The sequence below is a fragment of the Sphingobium lignivorans genome (genome assembly GCF_014203955.1).
Classification (GTDB): Bacteria; Pseudomonadota; Alphaproteobacteria; order Sphingomonadales; family Sphingomonadaceae; genus Sphingobium; species Sphingobium lignivorans.
In genome coordinates, this window is sequence record NZ_JACHKA010000001.1 from 1,477,550 (window position 1) to 1,494,709 (window position 17,160).

Genomic DNA, 17,160 nt, shown 5'->3' on the forward strand with positions numbered 1-17,160 from the left:
GGTCTCAGAAGTCTTCGCCGACAACGCGCGCGATGAACTCGCCGAGCAGATCCTTGAGCGCCGCCATGGAAGGCAGGTCCAGGATCATCGCGATGTAGCCGCGAATGTCCCGGCTGCGCACCGCGAAATCGATGTAGAGGAAGAGCACGAGCCCCTCGGCCCCGTCATGCTCGGCGTCGAACAGGCTCCCGCCCGAACCGCGCACGACTTCCGGGATCGTCATGACCAGCGATCGCTTGAGCATGTTCGCGATGGTCGCGAGGCAGGAGTTGAGGATGATATTGCCCGTCTCGGCAAGCGCTTCCTGCTCGAGATCGAGGACTTCCTGCACGCTGAGTTCGCCCCCGGTCACGGCGCGCACCAGTTCAAGGCTGTTCGTCTCGGGGAAAATGAGCAGGGCGCGCCCCGAAAAGGAGCCGGAAAAATCCTGCCGCACGGCGACCAGCTCGCTCACTTCGCGCTCGCTGATGAGGCGCGCGGCGCGGCGCTGGCTCACGACTTCGATGGAAGGCACCGACAGCAGGACCTGCTCGCCGATCATCTTGCGCAGGCTCGACGCCGCGCGGCTCACCCCGATATTGACGATCTCCGTGAGGGCATCACGCTCCAGTTCGGACAGGACGAGAGTCTCGGCGCTCACGCGTTTCTCGATCTCAGCCGAAGGGCGGCGCCGGAAATGAAGTTCGAAAGCCCCTCGCTGGTCACCGGCTTGGCGATGAACGCCGCGCCGACCTCGCGGGCACGGGCAATGACCTCGTCCTGGATATTGGCTGTGATGATCGCGACTGGCATATCTGGACGCATAGCGCGCAGCTCGGCGGCAAGTTCCAGCCCATCCTTCTCCGCCATGTTGAAATCGATCAGGGCGACGTCGACGGAAGCGGTTTGGAGAGTCTCGAGTGCCTGTGCGGCGCTGCCGGCTTCCAGCTTCTGCCAGTCGGGCTGAATAGCGGCCAGTGCCTTGCCGGCCACGATCCTGGCCAGCTTGCTGTCATCGACGATCATCACGGTAACGGGCATTCCGGGACTCCAATATTCTACTCTGCCTGCGCCTATATTTCCTCCCTATAGTGCGGCCACATTCGCCCGATACTCTTTTTGTTCATCCCGTGCCTTTTCTCAGCCCGGGCAGGACGAAGCTTTCCAGGAAGGCATTGCCGCTGGATCCGACGAGTTTCGGCCGCGTCGCGAGCAGCACCTGGATGACGGCAAGATGCGCGGAAGCGAGCGCGGCGACATCGACCGACCGGTCCGGCCCCTCCTGGAGCGCGATGAGCAGCGTCTCGGCATCTTCGACCGGGCAGGCACCCTCGAGGCGAATGACGTCGTCTGCGACATGCACGCTCATGCCGCCAGCTCCGCGAGATCGAGGACGAGCAGCACGGTGCCGTCGGCAAGCAGGGAGGTCCCGACGATCGCCGGCAGGCGAGCGATCAGGCCGCGCCGCTCGCTGACCACGGCATCGAGCCGCTCGCCGAATGCCGCGACGCGGAAGGCGACCGGCTCGCCGGCGGCCTGGCTCACGATCAGGCGCGCATGGCCGGACTGCTCCCGGGTGCCGCCCAGCGCCTCGCCCAGATCGACCACCGGTACGGTGCGATCGCGGATCACGCAGGCTTCTCCCCGGCCCAGCTGCTGAATTTCGGATGCGGACAGCCGGACGGTCTCGCCGACCTGATCGAAGGGCACGGCATAGCGCTCGCCCCCGGCATGGATGGTGAGCAGGCGCGTGGTGATGGCGGCGAGGGGAAGGAGGAGACGGATGGTCGTGCCGGTGCCGACCGCGCTCTCGATCTCGATGGTGCCGTGCAGCCGCTCGACCGCCGCGGAGACGGCATCCATGCCGACACCGCGTCCCGAAACGTCGGTCACATGCGCAGCCGTGGAGAAGCCGCGGGCAAAGATGAGGCGGATGGCCTGCATGTCGGTGAGGTCGGCTGCATCGGCCGCGTCGATCAATCCCCGGGCCACCGCACCCGCCCGGATCTGGTCCGCCGATATCCCCCGACCGTCATCCGTAAGGCTGATGACGAGACGCTCCCCCCGCGCCGCGATAGCGAGCGTGACCTGTCCCTGCGCGGGCTTGCCGGCCGCTGCCCGCTCTTCCGGCGTTTCGAGGCCGTGGTCGATGGCATTGCGCACGAGATGCAGCAGCGGCTCGAACAGTCCGTCGGCGATCTGCTTGTCGACCCGCGTGTCGTCGCCGGTGAGGGTGAAGTGGAGCGGCTTGCCGAGCGTCGCGCCCAGCTCGCGCGCAAGGCGGGGCAGCCGCCGCAGGACTGGCTGCAGCGACACCAGCCGGACATCGGCGACGGACTGCCGCAGCGCCGTGCTCGCCCGCTCGATTCCCGCCTGTGCGCGCCGGAAGGCCATGCCGAGCGCGGGATCCCGCGCGGCGATCTCGCTCGCCAGCGCCTGCAGGGCGTGCACCGCGACGACAAGTTCGCCGGTCTGGGTCGCGAGCCGATCCAGCCTCGCGCCATCGACGCGGAGCACGGATCCGCCGCTCTCGGCCGTGGCGGCGATGCCGTCCGCCGGGCCGGGGCCGGCGTCGGGCGTCGCCTCCTGCGCGGCCTCGATTTCGATCTGATCGGGCACGAGCCGGAAGGCGGCGCGCACGCCATCCGGGCTCGCGCTGCTCGTGCCCTCGAACCGCACCATGCAGCGGAAAGGATCGAGCAGGTCGAGCGACGGCCATGGCTCTGCCGGCAGCATCTCAAGGGACAGGAGGCCGGGCACGGCGGCCAGGGTCGCGAGGGGATCCTCCCCGCGAAAGAAACTCTCGGGATCGGGCGTGAAATGGAAGACCGTCGTGGCGCCCGGTTGGGGAGCGTCGGCTCGCTGCACGCGCGGGGCCTGAGCGGCGCCGTCCAGAGCCAATGCCGTAGCCAGTTGCGCGGCGATGTCTGCCGCATCGTCATCGAGCGCCCCTTGCGCGTCCATGGCGTCGATCCACCGATCGACCTGATCGATCACCACGACCAGCGCCTCCATCTGGCGTGCCGACAGCGCCACCCCCGCCCGGCGGGCGCGATCGAGGAGCGTTTCGGCTGCGTGGAGCAGCGCTTCGGCCGGCGCCATGTCGAACAGCGCGACGGAGCCCTTGAGCGTGTGCGTAGCGCGGAACAGGCTGTCAAAGGCCCGCGCATCCGCCATGTCCGCCGAAAGAGCGCGCAGATCCCCATGGGCCTGCCCGACGAGATCCCGCCCTTCGATCAGAAACTGTGCGAGCAGATCGTCCATCAGTCGCGACGATAGACGATTGCGTCGTCAAGTCGAACCATCGTGAACCGGTCGTCGATCCGGGCCATGGATTCGCTGTGGCCGAGGCACAGATAGCCGCCCGGATGGAGCGCGGAATGGAGATTGGCCGAGGCACGCTGCCGGGCGCTCTCGTCGAAATAGATCAGAAGGTTGCGGCAGAGGATGACATCGAAGCGGCCAAGCGCCTCCACGGATGCCGTATCGATCAGATTGGCTTCCCTGAAGATCACGGATTCGCGCAGATCCTCGATGATCCGGTAATGATCCTGTTGCTCAGGCTCGAAATAGGCCTGCCGCGCGGCATAAGGCAGGCGCGCGAGAGAGCGCGCGCCATAGCGCCCCGCCCGGGCTGCGGCGATCGCATCGCTGTCGATGTCCGAGCCCACGATCTCGACATGATAAGCATCCACCAGCGGCCAGTGCTCCAGCAGCCAGATCGCGATCGAGTAGGGCTCTTCTCCGGTGGAACAGGGCATCGACCAGATCCGCAGCAGGTCGCCGGGGCGCTTGGTGCGGGCGATGGCGGGGAGGATCGCATTGCTCAGGGCCGCGAACTGATAGGTCTCGCGATAGAAATAGGTCTCGTTGACCGTGAAGGCATTGATGAGCGACCGGCGCTCGGCCGTGTCATGCAGCAGGGTGGTGAGATACTCGTCCACCTCGGGACTGGCGGTCCGGCGCATGCGCTCGGCGACCCTGCGTTCCACATAATAACGTTTCTTCTCGCCGAAGATCATGCCGGTCCAGCGATGAAGCAGGTCGCCGAGCCGGGCGAGCTGGTCCCCGGTCAGCAGCGGCGGCTGGTCATCGCTCATCCGACGGCCCAATCGATGAGCTGCGGCGCGATCTCCGGCAACGGCAGAATGAGATCGGCGCCCTCAAGCGCGACCAGCGCGCCGGGCATGCCCCACACGACCGATGTCCCGGCATCCTGCGCGATGACATGGCCGCCACCCTGGCGCAGCGCCGCCATGGCTTTCGCGCCGTCCGAGCCCATGCCGGTCATCAGGACGCCGACCAGAGCCTGCGCACCCAGCGCCGCGATGGCGCTCTCGACGAGACGGTCCGTGTTCGGATGCCAGTGCAGATCGGGGCGGGCAGGTGCGGGCATGGCGACGACCCCGGCGGAGCGCCGCGAAACCAGCAGGTCGGCATCGCCCCGGCCGATATAGGCGTGTCCAGGCTGCAGCGGCGTGGGCCGCGTCACTTCCACCACGCTGATCGCGCAGCGCCCGTCGAGGCGGCGCGCGAGGGGCCCCGTGAAGCTGCGGGGCATGTGCTGCGCGATGACGATGGGCCAGGGGAAGTCGGCAGGAATGGGCTCGAGCAGGACGTCGAGGGCGGGGGGGCCGCCTGTCGAGACGCCGACCAGCACGGCCGCGACACCTTCGAGCTTGCCGCTGGCTTTTCGTCTGGCGGCGCGCTTTGCTGGCCGGGCGGGTCGCGGCGGCCTTGCCGTGCGCAGGCGCACCCGGTCGGTGAGGCGTGTGGCGCGCGACAGTCGCGCGCCTGCAGCCGCCCGCACTTTCTGCACCAGCAGGGCCGCGACATTGTCGATTTCGAGCGAGAGCGGCCCGCGCGGCTTGGCGACGAAATCGACCGCGCCGAGCGAGAGCGCTTCGAGCGTTTCCTCGGCGCCCTCCTCGGTCAGCGAGGAGACCATGACCACCGGGGTCGGCCGCTCGACCATGATCCGGTCAAGGCAGGCAAGGCCGTCGAGGCCCGGCATGTGAATGTCCAGCGTCACCACGTCGGGCGCGAAGGCATGCAATTGTTCGAGCGCCTCGCCGCCATCGCGGGCGACGGCGAGATCAAAGCCGCCGGCCTCGACGAAAATCTCCGTCAGGAGCTTCCGCATCAGCGGGGAATCGTCAACGATGAGGAGTTTGGTCACGCGGGTTCGGCCAGTGTCCGCTCGAAGGCCTGCAGCAGATCGGCCTCGACCTGATCGAACAGCGCATCGGCCGACAGGACGAGCGCGAACCGCTCCCCGCCATCCAGCGCGAGCACGCGCTCGAACGGCCGGGTGCGGCTGGTGCCAAGGCTGCCTGCGGCGCGCAGCAGCGCGGCCGGGGCGCGGACGATGCCTGCCACTTCATCGACTTTCAGTCCGGCGGGGGCACCAGCAATGCGGCACAGGAGAATGGCTCCGCCACGCACGGGACGGGCGACTTCTCCCAGATGGACCGGCAAGTCGACGATCGGGCAGGACTCGCCGCGCAGTCGGCCGAGCCCGGCCAGGAAATCCGGTGCGCCCGGCAGGCGCGTGATCCTCTCGGGGACGCGCGCGACACCGTCGATCGCCGCCAGGGGGAAACCGAGCCGGTGGCCGCCGACGCGCACCAGCAGCAGCGCTTCGGTTTCGATCTCTGGCCCGGGTGCCGCCGATGCTTCCGGACGGGCGGGCGCGAGGCGCGCGATCTGGTCGCGGCTGAGCAGGTCCCCTGCGGCGAGGACGGAGACGAGCCGTTCCCCGGCAACCGGCCGATAGATGCCCGCGACCACCGCCTCGGCCTCTCCGCGCAGCAGAGCCGCCGGCACGGGATCGATGCGCGAAACCGGGGCATGGATCACGCGATCCACCGCATCGACCAGCAGGCCGACGCGCTGCTGCCCGATCACCGCGACCAGAATGCGCGCCCCGCTGGCATCACCGCGCGGCAAGGCCAGCAGCGCCGCCAGCGACAGCAAGGGCAGAAGGCCGCCGCGATAATCGAGCGTGCCGAGCGCGACACCGTCGCTGCGGGGAAGGCTGGCAATGGCCTCGGGGACGCGCAGCACCTGCTCGATCTCGTCGAGCGGCAGGGCGAAATGCTGGTCGCCGAGCATGAAGCGCAGGAGCGGCAGGCGATCCTCGTCCTGCGCCATTTCGCGAGCCCGGGTTGCAGTCGGAGCCCGGCCGCCAAGCGTCCTGCGGTCCGTGAAGATCTCGGCGAGGCGCGTTTCGAGCGGGGGGCATTCCGGCGCATCGTCCGGCCCGACCACGCCCTCGACCGCGTCGATCGCCAGTGCGAAGCGGCTGCTGCTCTCGATCAGCAGGAGCCGGCCGGGCGCGCCCTCCGGCCGGTCCAGCAGACGCGACAGGGCAATGACGGGCGTGGCTTCCCCGCGAAGATTGGCCAGCCCGATCAGCGCGGGCGGGGCGAGCGGCACCGCCGTGAGAGCGGGCAGGGGAGCCACCGCGCGCACCTGCGCGGCCGGTATGCCATAGCGCACGCCGCCGGCATGAAAGGCAAGCAATGGCTCGGCGGCCTGCGCCATCAGCCTTGCGCGCCGACCAGCGATGCCGCGAGCGCTGCAATATCCTCGATGGCCGCGGCAAGATCCTCGGCGACCTGCGCCTGCTGCGCCGCGGCCGAACCGGCCTCGCGCGCGGCCGTCGCGGCGAGTTCGGCTGCCATGGCGATCTGGTCGCAGCCCTGCCGGACCTCGGTCGCCGAGCGAAGGATCGCATCGGCGCGGTCCAATATCGCCTCATTGGCGCCGCGCGCGTTTCCGAGATCGAGAGTCATGGCGTCGAAGCGCTGGATCATCGCTTCGTTGCGGCCGATCTCGGCTTCGCTTGCCGCCATGCTCTGGTCCAGATCGCGCTGCGCCGTAGCGAGCTGGTCCTGGATGGAGCGCACGACATCCTTGGCATCCTCGGCATTGGCCGCGCCTTCACGCGCGAGCTTGCGGATGTCGGCGGTGACCGTCGCGAAACCCGCGCCCGCCTCGCCAGCCCGCGAGGCTTCCACCGTTCCGCTGACCGCGAGCATGTTGGTCTGCAGCGCGACCAGAGCGAGCCCGTCGCCGATCTTCTCGATCTTGCGGGCCGTGGCGCCGGCCGTCGCGAGTTGCTGCAGGACAGCCCGCGTCTCGGCCACGCCATCGGAGACATTGGCGGCCAGCGTTCCCACGCCGCTGCGCGCTTCGGTGACCCGCGTCACAAGGTCGCGGACGGTAGCGGACGCGTCGCTGGCGAGGCCATGCGCGCGCCCCGCACTGCTCTCGATCTGCGCCATTGCCGTGCTGGCCTGCAGGGTCGCGGCGCTCTGCACCTGGGCCCCGCGCGCGATCTGCTCCAGCGCCACGAGGATCTGGCTGGAGGCGCCGGAGAGCTCCTGCACCATGGCGGAGAGCTGCTCGGCGGCCGTCGCGACCTGCTCGATCAGCGTCTGATCGCCTTCGCTCGCTTCCAGGCCGTTGGTCAGCTCGCCGAGCGCCTCGGCAATCTGCTGGCTCTGGTCCAGCGAAGCGGCCTGCTGCTCCATGGCCTGCTGCGCCTCGGCCCCGGCGGCGGATTGCTCCTCCGCCGCGCTGGCCACCTGCTCGGCGCCCCGTTCCGCTTCGTTGGCGGCGATAGTCGCTTCTCCCGCCGCCGCCGCAATCGCCCGGGCGCCGGCCAGCAGCGCGTCGAGCTGGCCGCGCCCCTCCTGCAACGACGCGGAGATCGCGGCACCATTCGCGGCCTCGCGCGTCGCCGCTTGCGATATGGCGCGGATACGGTCCGCCGCGTTGCGAATTTCCGTCACGATATCGGTGGCGAGCTGGCGAATGTCGCGGGCGCTCTTGTCCGACGTGTCGGCGAGCTCGCGCACTTCGTCCGCGACGATGGCGAATCCCTTGCCGCCGTCTCCCGCGCGCACGGCCTCGATGGAGGCATTGAGCGCCAGCATGCCGGTCTGCTCGGAAATGTCGCTCACCGTCTCGCCCACCGCCGCGATGCGATCGGCGGCGGCCTCCAGCCGCTCGATGATCGCGACCGAACCCAGCTGGCGGCGCGCGTTGAGGGCGATGGCCGATATGGAGGCATCGATCTGCATCGCCGCATCGCTGAACCCGGCCTGCAGCATTTCGGTCTGGCGCAGCGCGGCGCCGGCCTGCTCGGCCGCATGCGCAAAGGCCCCGCGCAGCTCGCTGATTGACCCGAGCGATTCCTGCGCCGCTCCCGCCGCTTCCTCGGCCCCGGTGGAAATCTGATCGACGGCGCGCTGGAGTTCTCCCGCCGCCGCCGCTGCTTCGCCAAGGCCGCTGGCCAGCTCCTGCGTCGCCTGATCGATGCGATCGACCGCGCTGGTCGCGCGGCGCGACCGGGGCTTGCGCGAGGGGGAAGGCTGGGCCGGCGTGGATTCGCCCGGTGGCGCTTTCGCCATGGAGCCGCGCTTTGCGAGCGTGGCCTTCTTCACCAATGCCATGGTTCGTTCGTCTTCCATTCGATGCGGAAAGAGTGGAGCCCGATGGCGCTTTCCAAACGCGCCATTGCTTGCGAGCGCAGTCCGAGCGAAGGGCAGGGACCATGCGGGGTTCCAAGCATCACGATTAATCCCGGCTAGTGCAAGTGCGTTTGTCGGCGGGGTGGTGGTGAGATGGGGCGGGACCGGCACATTCCATCGACATCCGCAGAGGGACTTTCGGTTCCAGCCGGCCGGACCCGGCGGTGTTCAAGGCAGCTGGATCCCGGATCGAGTCCGGGATGACGTCGTGCGTGACAAGATAGGCTCGCTCGTTTGCGGGCCTTCACCTCCTCGGCCGACCGGCAGGCGGTGCTGCGCCCGGGGCGGCACCGCGCCGCAGATGCGTCAGGGCTGCTTTCCGGACGGGCGCTCAGTGGGCGGCGGGCACGGTTCCGCCCGGGGCCGATGCCGGCATCCTGTTCCAGTCCGGCGTGCCGACGCCGGCGAGGTGGCGGAGGAAATAATCATAATGGCGGCGCAGGCCGTAATCGACGGGCCCCACCGAGCGCAGCACGCCATGCTCGCCGCCGGGCACAGTGAGCATGTCGAAATCCTTGCCCGCGCGGATGAGCGCGTCGGCCACCTGATAGGTCGATGCGGGATCGACGTTCATGTCGAGCTCGCCGACGACCAGCATCAGCTTGCCCTGGAGGCGCCAGGCATTATCCACGCCGGAGGAGGCAGCGTAGCTCTCGTCGAGCGGCCAGCCCATCCACGCCTCGTTCCAGCTGATCTTGTCCATGCGATTGTCGTGGCAGCCATTATAGGCGATGCCCACCTTGTAGAATTCGGGATGGAAAAGCATCGCCATCAGCGTGTTCTGGCCGCCTGCCGAGCCGCCATAGATGCCGACACGGTCGATGTCGTACCAGCTGTATTTCGCGGCTGCGGCCTTGTGCCACAGGATGCGGTCGGCAAGGCCGGTGTCGCCGATGTTCTTCCAGGCGACGTCATGGAAGGCCTTGGAACGGTTGAGCGTGCCCATGCCGTCCATCATCACGACGATGAAGCCGAGATCGGCGAGCGACTGCATGCCGATCGTCTTGTCGCCGCTGGACTGGTAGCCGAACGGCCACCATTTCTTGGGCACGAAGCTGGAATGCGGGCCCGCATAGATGTTCTCGACGACGGGATATGTCTTGTTGGGATCGAAATCGCGCGGGCGCACGATCACGCCGTAAATGTCCGTCTTGCCGTCTCGGCCCTTGGCGACGAAGGCCTCGGGAGCCTTGAAACCGGCCGCGACGAGGCGGCTGATGTCGGCCTTCTCGACCGTGGCGACCAGCGATCCGTCGCTGGTGCGGCGGAGCTCGGAAACCGGCGGCAGGTCGATGCGGGAATAAGTGTCGACATACATCGACATGTCCGGCGAAAATGCGACGTCGTGATAAGCATCGACCGTGGTCATCGGGGTCAGGTTCCGCCCGTCGAAGTCGACGCGGTAATAATGCTGGAGATAGGGGTCCTCGCCCGGCCGCATGCCGCCGGCAGCGAACCAGATCTGCCGCTTCGCATCGTCCACCTTCACCACTTCGCGCACGACCCAGTCGCCCCGGGTTATCTGGTTCTTCACTTTCCCGGTGCGGCCGTCGATCAGGTACAGGTGGTTCCAGCCGTCGCGTTCCGACATCCAGATCACCTCGGCACCCAACTCGCTGACTTCATGGTAGAACTCGCGGCCGGAGCCGGTGTTGATGAAGGTTTTGGCGCGCTCCTCCACCGCCGCGCGCGGCGTGCCGTCCCGCGCATCGACTTCGATCAGGCGACCCACCTGATGGCCGCGCTGATCGAAGGTGAAGCTGAAGCTGGCGCTGTCCTTGCGCCACTTGAACTTGCCCATGCGATAGGGATTGGCGAACAGCGCCTCGGGAATGGCGATATGCTTGCCGGTCTCCGCGTGAAAGAGCACCGGCCGGTCGATGTCCACCGGATCGCCGGGCTTGGGATAAAGCTGCACGATCACTTTCGGCTGGACCTGATCGCTCGGCGACGTGATGACGCGCGTCACTTCGCGGCGATAGCCCGGGATCACGCGATAGGCGGCGAGCTTCTTCGAATTCGGCGACCAGACGATGGATTCCGGATCGTAGAAATTGGCCTCCGACCCATCGAAGCTGATCCGCTTCCATTGGCCGCCGACGGGACGGATCGCGATGTTGAAATTCTCGACATAGGCTTCCCACTTGCCGTCCGGGGAGCGGCGCGGCGTGTTGATCGCCGGGACCGTCAGGTCGCGTACGACGCCGAAACCGCGCGGCTGGCTGGTGCGCGGTGCCTGCGCGCAGACCGAGTCCGCGATGGTGCAGCGCCAGCCTTCCTCGGCGTAGCGGAATTCGAAAGCCTTGCCGTCCGCCGTGTAGCTGATCCGCTCGAAGGGCAGGCGCAGCGGCTCGAATGTCTGGTTCATCGCCTTGCTGAGCGAAGCGGCGATGGCCGTCTGGTCGAAGGCCGCGCGCCGGCTGTTCGTGGCGCTGTCATAAGTGACGAAAACGAAGCCGCCCTCCACCGTCTTGCGATAGGTGAAGCCCTGGCCGCCGGGCAGCCATTGGGCCGGCTCGGCGACGTCGCGAGTCAGGTAGAGCCAGGACTCCTGGAGCTGAACCGAGCGCTGGATATCCTCCGCGCTCACCTGCGCGGCAGCCGGCGCGACGCTCGCGAAGGCCAGAAGGGGCGCCATGGCTATCAATGCCAGCCGGTTCATTGTCATCATTGCCCCTGTCATATGTTTGGCGCGAATTCGTATGCAATATACGATTATTTAGCAAGGCGGATGTGGGACCTCAGGCGGTTTGGAGAAAGAGGAGAAGCAGGATCCCGGATCGAGTCCGGGATGACGCGGGAAATGGCTGAAAAACGCGCTTCTCTCGCGACAAGTCCGCGAACTTGTCTTCGCCGCTAGGCCGTTTCCTCCGGCTGGTCTTCCGCCCGCTCCAGTTCGCCCTCCAGCGGATCCTGCTCGAGCCCTTCGAGCTTCGTGCCGGAGACATAAGCCGCCCGTCCGAGCAATTGCGCGCCGATCGGCAAGGTCAGCAGCAGGAAGAGAATGACGAGCGAGCCGGTCATCATCCCGTCGAGCGTGCCGGACAGCATGACTCCCAGCAGCATCAGCGTGGCGCCGAGCGTGCCGGCCTTGGTGGCGCTGTGCATGCGCTGGAGCGGGTCGGGAAGCCTGAACACGCCGATCGCGGCCACCAGCAGGAAGAGCGCCCCGAGCGAGAGGAGCAGCATGGCAAGCAGGGTCAATCCTTCCTCCTCTTGCGTTCGAGGAACACCGCAAAGGCCGCGGTCGCCACGAAGTTGATGAGCGAGATGCCGAGCGCGAGATCGAGAAAGGCACCGCGGCCCGTGCCGATCGTCCCGATCGCGGCGAAGCCCACGGCGATGGCGGTCAGCATGTCGAGCGCGACGAAACGATCGACGAAGCTCGGGCCGCGCACCATGCGCCAGCCCGCGAAGAGCAGCGCGATGGCAAGCACGATGGCAAGATAATCCGCAAGGACGGGCAAGCCGATCATCGCTCGAGCTCCCTGATCCAGCGCTCGTAGAGATGCTTGAAGCGCGCGACGGTGGCCTCGGTATCCGCAGTGTCCAGCACATGGACATAGAGGCGCTTGCAGTCCCCGGAGACGTGGAGGCAGGTGGAGCCGGGCGTGAGCGAGGTAAAATAGGCGAACAGCGCCACGGCCCACGGGCGCTCGAGCGCCACGGGCACGACGACGATCGCGGGGGCGGTGCGGATGGCGGGGGAGAGGACGATGCGCGCGACGCCGAGCGAGGCGACCAGCAGGTCCCACAGGAAGATGAGCGCCAGCAGCAGCACGGCACGGGCACGGCGCAGGAGCGTCATGGGGCGCCTCCCGAAAGCGCGCCGATCGCCTGCGCGGAGAGCCGGGCAACGATCCAGAGCCATTGCGGCATCAATCCGATGGCGAGCGTCGCGGCCGAGAGGATGGACATCGCGACAAGGCCCGCGAGCGGAACACGCCGCACGGAGCGCCCATGCGGTTCCTTCCAGCACGCGTCCGACCAGAAGACGGAGACCGAGACGATCGTCATGAATCCGGCGATGATCGCGATGCCGCCCAGCCATGCCATGCCCGCGTCCAGGCTCTCGCGGATCACGATGAACTTGGCCCAGAAGCCGGAGAGCGGCGGGATGCCAGCGAGGGAGAGGAGCGGCACCGCCAGCACGGCCGCGAACAGCGGATTGGTGCGCACCATGCCGCCGGCCCGGGTGAGATCCCAGCTGCCGCTCGTGCGCCGGATCAGACCGGCCCCCAGGAACAGGTTCGCCTGCACGATGATCGAATGGATCATGTAGAATACAGCGGCGGCAATGCCATCGGACGTCGCCAGCGCCAGCCCGGCCATCATGTAGCCGACCTGTGCGACGACATGATAAGAGAGGATGCGCCGCATGTCGGTTTGCGCCAGCGCCCCGGCGACGCAGACGATCATCGTCGCCGCGGCAATCCAGCCCAGGAGCGGGACCAGTTGCGCGGCGCCGAGGCCGCCCGTGCCGATGCCGAAGACGCCCGCCAGAACGATCAGCAGGGAATAGAAGCCCATTTTGGTGAGCAACCCGGCAAACACCGCCACGGCAGCCGTCGGCCCGGTATGATAGGATGCCGGAAGCCAGAGGTGAAAGGGGAAGAGCCCTGCCTTGAGCGCAAAGCCCCCCAGCAGCAGGGCCGCAGCGACCGCCGAGGCGAAGCTGGGCGGGCGATGGGCGAGGGCCGCGCTTGCCGCACCGATGTCGAGCGTGCCCGTGATGCCGTAGATGATCCCGACGCCCAGCAGAATGAAGGTCGCCGCGAGCATCGCGAAGCTGGCGTAGCGGATGGCGCCATCGATCTGGGCCGGCTTCCGGTCGATGGTGAGAAGCCCGAGCGCGGCGATCAGCGCGAGTTCGAACCACACATAGAGGTTGAACAGGTCGTGGGTGAGGAACGCGCCGTTCACGGCACCGATCAGGGCCAGCGTGAGCGCGTCGTAACCGGCCCGGCGGCGGCGGGGGCCGACATCGACGAGCGCATAGAGGGCAGCGGCGAGCGCGACGAGCGCGGTGACGACGACCAGCGCGACACCGGGCAAAGCGGCGGTGAAGCTGATCCCCATGCCTGCCGGCCAGTTGCCGAACACGATCGCCGGCACGCTCCGGCTTTCGCTGGCCCGGACGAACAGCAGGATGGACAGTGCCAGCAGGGCCGCCGAGACAGCCACATTGCCTGCCGCCAGCACGGCCACATGCCGGCGCAGGATGAGCGCGGCGACAGCGCCCAGCAGCGGCAGCAGGACAGGCGCGACAAGCAGCCAGCCATCAGTCATCGACAGCCTCCCGCTCGCGCGTCGTGCCGAGGCGCTCGGCCGCATCCACGTCGCGCGCGTCGACCGAACGAACGGACCGCCAGGCCCGCAGCACCAGCACGGCGAACATCACGGTCAGCGCGAACCCGATCACGATCGCCGTGAGGATCATCGCCTGCGCGATCGGATCGGCCGCGTCGCCCAGCACCTTCTCGCCGTCCCGGACGATCGGGGGTTGGCGGCTCGCCAGGCGGCCGGTCAGGAACAGCAGCAGATTGACGCCCGTGGCAAGGAGCGACAGGCCGAGCAGCATCCGCACCAGATTGCGCGAAAGCACCATGTAGAGAGCGCAGCCCAGAATGCCCGCGCCGGCAATGGCATAAAGCACCGTCATCGCGTCGCCTCCCGCTGGAGGCCGAAATGGAAACTCAGCATGGCGCCCAGGACGACGAGATAGACGCCCAGATCGAAGATCATCGTGGTGCCGAGCTTGGGGAGCCAGCCTTCCGGCTCCCACCACAAATGGGTGAGGAAGGGCTGGCCCGACGCCATGCCCGGAAGGCCGCTCAGCAGCGTGCAGGCCATGCCGATGCTGACCAGCGTGAGCGGAGAAAGCCGCAGGGTTCGCTCCGCCTTGTCCACGCCATAGGCAAGAGCGATCAGGGCAAAGCTCAGCGCCGCGACCAGCCCGCCGACGAAACCGCCGCCCGGCTGATCATGTCCGCGCCAGAGGATGACGAGGGACGCGAAAAGGAGAAGGCCCGCGATCCAGCGTCCGGTGACGGCCAGCGAGAAATGCACCGGCGGCGGACCGGCGACCGGCGCATCGCCGCCGCGCGCGGCGAGCAGGGAGCCGGCAAGCACGGCGGCCACCGCGATCACCATCGTTTCGCCCAGCGTGTCGAAGCCGCGGAAATCCACAAGGATCACGTTGACGACATTATGGCCACGCGCGGCGACATAGCTCATGCGCCCGAAGAAGCTGCTTGCTGCCGACACGTGCTCGCCGACGGCCATGTCGAGGATGCCGAGGCACAAAAGCCCTGCCAGCGCGGTGGCGATCAGTGCATCGCGCCCTCGCATGGCCGGCGCGCGCGTGGCAGGGGCGGCGAGCGGCACGGCAAGCAGCAATGCGGTCAGCAACACCACCAGCAGCGCCTCGACCGTGAACTGGGTGAGCGCCAGATCCGGCGCGCCATGCGCCATGAAGCTGATAGCGATGGCGAAACCCGAGAGACCGGTGGCGATCATCGCCGCCAGCAGCGTGCGCGCGCGGGCAGCCATGAACGCACTGGCCAGCCCCACCAGCACGACGATCGCCTCGCCGATGCGGAGCGGCTCGGCAGCCGGCAAGCGCGGCAGGGCACCGGCCGCGATCACCGACCAGCCGACCAGCAGAGCGACGCCGCCGATCACCATGGCCAGATAGCGGCGCAGATCGCCATGCTGAAGGCGCTCGGTCAACGCGCGGGATGCGCCGGTCAGGCCTCTGAGGGATTCCTCCCAGATCGGCTCGATCGCCATGGCGTCGATCCGCCTTGCACGGCGCAGGCGCAAGTGGATCGGGCCCCAGAAGCGCACGATCAGGGCGCCCGTGGCAATCACCACCGCGCTCAGCAGAAGCATGGGCGTGACGCCGTGCCAGACGGCGATATCGACCTCGACCGCGCGGCCATAGACCGCCGCGACGGCCGGGCGCAGGGCGATCCGGGTGATCCATTCGGGGTCCAGACTGATGGTTAGGCCGGCCAGCGCGAGCACCAGAGGCGGCGCGACCAGCGAGAAGGTCTCCCCATGGCGGATTTCCGTGATCTTGCCGCGATTCAGGAAGAAGGGGCGCATGGTCACGACGCCGGCGACGCCCACCATAACCGCGTTGACCATGACAGCGATGGAGAGAGGCGCCAGCTCCCAACTGCTCTCCAGCTGCGCCTGGAACAGGAACTCCTTGGAGATGAAGCCCATGAACGGCGGGATGCCTGCCATCGACAGGCTGGCCCCCAGGCAGGCGAGCGCGGTAAGGGGCAGGAAGCGGGCAAGACCCCCCATGGCGCGCAGGCTATAGAGGCCCGTGGCGTGCAGCACCGATCCCGCGCAGAAGAACAGGGCCGCCTTGTAGAGGGCATGGGCGAGCAGGAAACCGATCATGGCGACCGAGGCCGCCGGGCCATCCAGCCCCACCAGCATGACGAGGATGCCGAGCGAGGCGATGGTCGAATACGCCAGGGCGGACTTGAAGTTCTCCGCGCGCAACGCCTGTATGGCGGCAAGCAGCATGGTGATGCAGGCGACCGTCACGAGCAGGCTGCGGCCCCAGCCGGTCACGCCGATCACCGGCTCGAAACGGGCGAGCAGGTAGATGCCGAGCTTCACCATGGTTGCGGAATGCAGGAAAGCGGAGGCCGGCGTGGGCGCCTGCATCGCATTGGGCAGCCAGAAGTGGAACGGGAACTGCGCGGACTTGGTGAAGGCGGCAATGAGGATGCAGATCACGACCGCGTCCCCCCAGCCGCTGGCCATGAGGTCCCGCCGCCGGTCGATCGCCTCCGCCATCGAATAGCTGCCGAGCGCGTGGCCGATCATGATGACGGCGGCGAGCAGGGCGAGGCCGCCCAGCGCCGTCACCTGCAGCGACATCAGCGCGGCGCGTCGCGCGCGGGCACTGCGACCGTCGAAGCCGATCAGCAGGAAGGAGAAGATGCTCGTCGCTTCCCAGAACAGCACCAGGACCAGCAGGTTTTCAGCGAGAACCGTCCCCAGCATCGCCGTCATGAAGAGCAGGATGTAGGAGAAGAAGCGCGCCCGGTCCGTCCGCGACTTGTTGGTGAGATAACCGCCCGCATAAATGGTGACGAGGCCGCCGATGCCGGTGATGAGCAGGCAGAACAGGAAGGAGAAGCCATCCAGCCGCAGGGTGATATCCGCGCCGAGCCAGGGTGCCCAGTTTCTTCCCTCGCCGCGCACCCAGCCGCGCTCCACGATCGGCGCCAGCGAGAGAAAGGCCGCGAGGAGGCCGAAAGGCAGCAGCGATATGACCAGACCGGCGCCCCGGCCGATCAGGCGGGCGACAAACGGCAGCAGGGCTGCCCCGATTAGGGAGGCGAGCAGGATCAAAAACATACGTCCCCTTCCTTTGACCGGTGCCGGGCATAAAGGCCAACAAAATAAAGACTAATCGCGCCACGGCGCCACGTGGGCAAGGCCGCGGCGAGTTCGGCGCGACGCCGGATGACGATGGCAGGGGGCGGAAGGGGCTGGTCCGACCAGCAGCCGTCGCCTCGAGGGACGTGGAGGACGGCTGCCAGCCGGTGGGGCCGGTCTCGCGGGGGAGGGCGAGAAGGTCGGCCTTCACCCTGATACCCACTGGGCGTTT

15 protein-coding genes are annotated in these 17,160 nt (G+C 67.8%); all 15 read right to left on the reverse strand.

Annotation, left to right across the window (positions count from 1 at the left end; translation table 11 throughout):
- Positions 1 to 4: 4 nt before the first annotated feature.
- Positions 5 to 640 (reverse strand): chemotaxis protein CheX, encoded by a 636-nt coding sequence (locus HNP60_RS06815; protein WP_184151792.1) that lies wholly within the window; start codon positions 638 to 640, stop codon positions 5 to 7.
- Positions 637 to 1,020, reverse strand: coding sequence for a response regulator (locus HNP60_RS06820; protein ID WP_184151796.1), 384 nt, complete (start codon positions 1,018 to 1,020; stop codon positions 637 to 639). Before HNP60_RS06820 ends, HNP60_RS06815 begins: the two co-directional genes overlap by 4 nt.
- A gap of 82 nt (positions 1,021 to 1,102) precedes the next feature.
- Positions 1,103 to 1,348, reverse strand: coding sequence for a hypothetical protein (locus tag HNP60_RS06825; protein ID WP_184151798.1), 246 nt, complete (start codon positions 1,346 to 1,348; stop codon positions 1,103 to 1,105).
- Entirely contained in the window at positions 1,345 to 3,243 is a 1,899-nt protein-coding gene (locus tag HNP60_RS06830; RefSeq protein WP_184151801.1) for a chemotaxis protein CheA, read from the reverse strand. The genes HNP60_RS06825 and HNP60_RS06830 overlap by 4 nt, the downstream gene beginning before the upstream one ends.
- Positions 3,243 to 4,079: a CheR family methyltransferase gene (locus HNP60_RS06835; protein ID WP_184151804.1), complete on the reverse strand. Its 837-nt coding sequence runs from the start codon at positions 4,077 to 4,079 to the stop codon at positions 3,243 to 3,245. The genes HNP60_RS06830 and HNP60_RS06835 overlap by 1 nt, the downstream gene beginning before the upstream one ends.
- A complete protein-coding gene (cheB, locus tag HNP60_RS06840) occupies positions 4,076 to 5,158 on the reverse strand; it encodes a chemotaxis-specific protein-glutamate methyltransferase CheB (protein ID WP_184151808.1) in 1,083 nt (360 codons plus the stop codon). Before cheB ends, HNP60_RS06835 begins: the two co-directional genes overlap by 4 nt.
- A complete protein-coding gene (locus HNP60_RS06845; protein WP_184151811.1) occupies positions 5,155 to 6,525 on the reverse strand; it encodes a chemotaxis protein CheW in 1,371 nt (456 codons plus the stop codon). The genes cheB and HNP60_RS06845 overlap by 4 nt, the downstream gene beginning before the upstream one ends.
- Positions 6,525 to 8,459 carry a methyl-accepting chemotaxis protein gene (locus HNP60_RS06850; protein WP_338056694.1) on the reverse strand — a complete coding sequence of 645 codons (1,935 nt, stop codon included), beginning with the start codon at positions 8,457 to 8,459 and terminating at the stop codon, positions 6,525 to 6,527. The genes HNP60_RS06845 and HNP60_RS06850 overlap by 1 nt, the downstream gene beginning before the upstream one ends.
- Before the next feature lie 391 nt (positions 8,460 to 8,850).
- Positions 8,851 to 11,157 (reverse strand): S9 family peptidase, encoded by a 2,307-nt coding sequence (locus HNP60_RS06855; RefSeq protein ID WP_260394761.1) that lies wholly within the window; start codon positions 11,155 to 11,157, stop codon positions 8,851 to 8,853.
- A gap of 218 nt (positions 11,158 to 11,375) precedes the next feature.
- Positions 11,376 to 11,723, reverse strand: coding sequence for a monovalent cation/H(+) antiporter subunit G (gene mnhG / locus HNP60_RS06860; RefSeq protein WP_184151817.1), 348 nt, complete (start codon positions 11,721 to 11,723; stop codon positions 11,376 to 11,378).
- The gene (locus HNP60_RS06865; protein WP_184151820.1) at positions 11,720 to 11,995 is read right to left on the reverse strand and encodes an MrpF/PhaF family protein; all 276 of its coding nucleotides are present in this window, start codon (positions 11,993 to 11,995) and stop codon (positions 11,720 to 11,722) included. Before HNP60_RS06865 ends, mnhG begins: the two co-directional genes overlap by 4 nt.
- Positions 11,992 to 12,327 (reverse strand): Na+/H+ antiporter subunit E, encoded by a 336-nt coding sequence (locus HNP60_RS06870; protein ID WP_184151823.1) that lies wholly within the window; start codon positions 12,325 to 12,327, stop codon positions 11,992 to 11,994. The genes HNP60_RS06865 and HNP60_RS06870 overlap by 4 nt, the downstream gene beginning before the upstream one ends.
- Positions 12,324 to 13,808 carry a proton-conducting transporter transmembrane domain-containing protein gene (locus tag HNP60_RS06875; protein WP_184151826.1) on the reverse strand — a complete coding sequence of 495 codons (1,485 nt, stop codon included), beginning with the start codon at positions 13,806 to 13,808 and terminating at the stop codon, positions 12,324 to 12,326. The genes HNP60_RS06870 and HNP60_RS06875 overlap by 4 nt, the downstream gene beginning before the upstream one ends.
- On the reverse strand, positions 13,801 to 14,181 hold the full coding sequence (locus tag HNP60_RS06880) for a sodium:proton antiporter (RefSeq protein WP_184151829.1): 381 nt from the start codon (positions 14,179 to 14,181) through the stop codon (positions 13,801 to 13,803). Before HNP60_RS06880 ends, HNP60_RS06875 begins: the two co-directional genes overlap by 8 nt.
- The gene (mbhE, locus tag HNP60_RS06885) at positions 14,178 to 16,907 is read right to left on the reverse strand and encodes a hydrogen gas-evolving membrane-bound hydrogenase subunit E (protein WP_184151832.1); all 2,730 of its coding nucleotides are present in this window, start codon (positions 16,905 to 16,907) and stop codon (positions 14,178 to 14,180) included. The genes HNP60_RS06880 and mbhE overlap by 4 nt, the downstream gene beginning before the upstream one ends.
- Between the last annotated feature and the right edge of the window lie 253 nt (positions 16,908 to 17,160).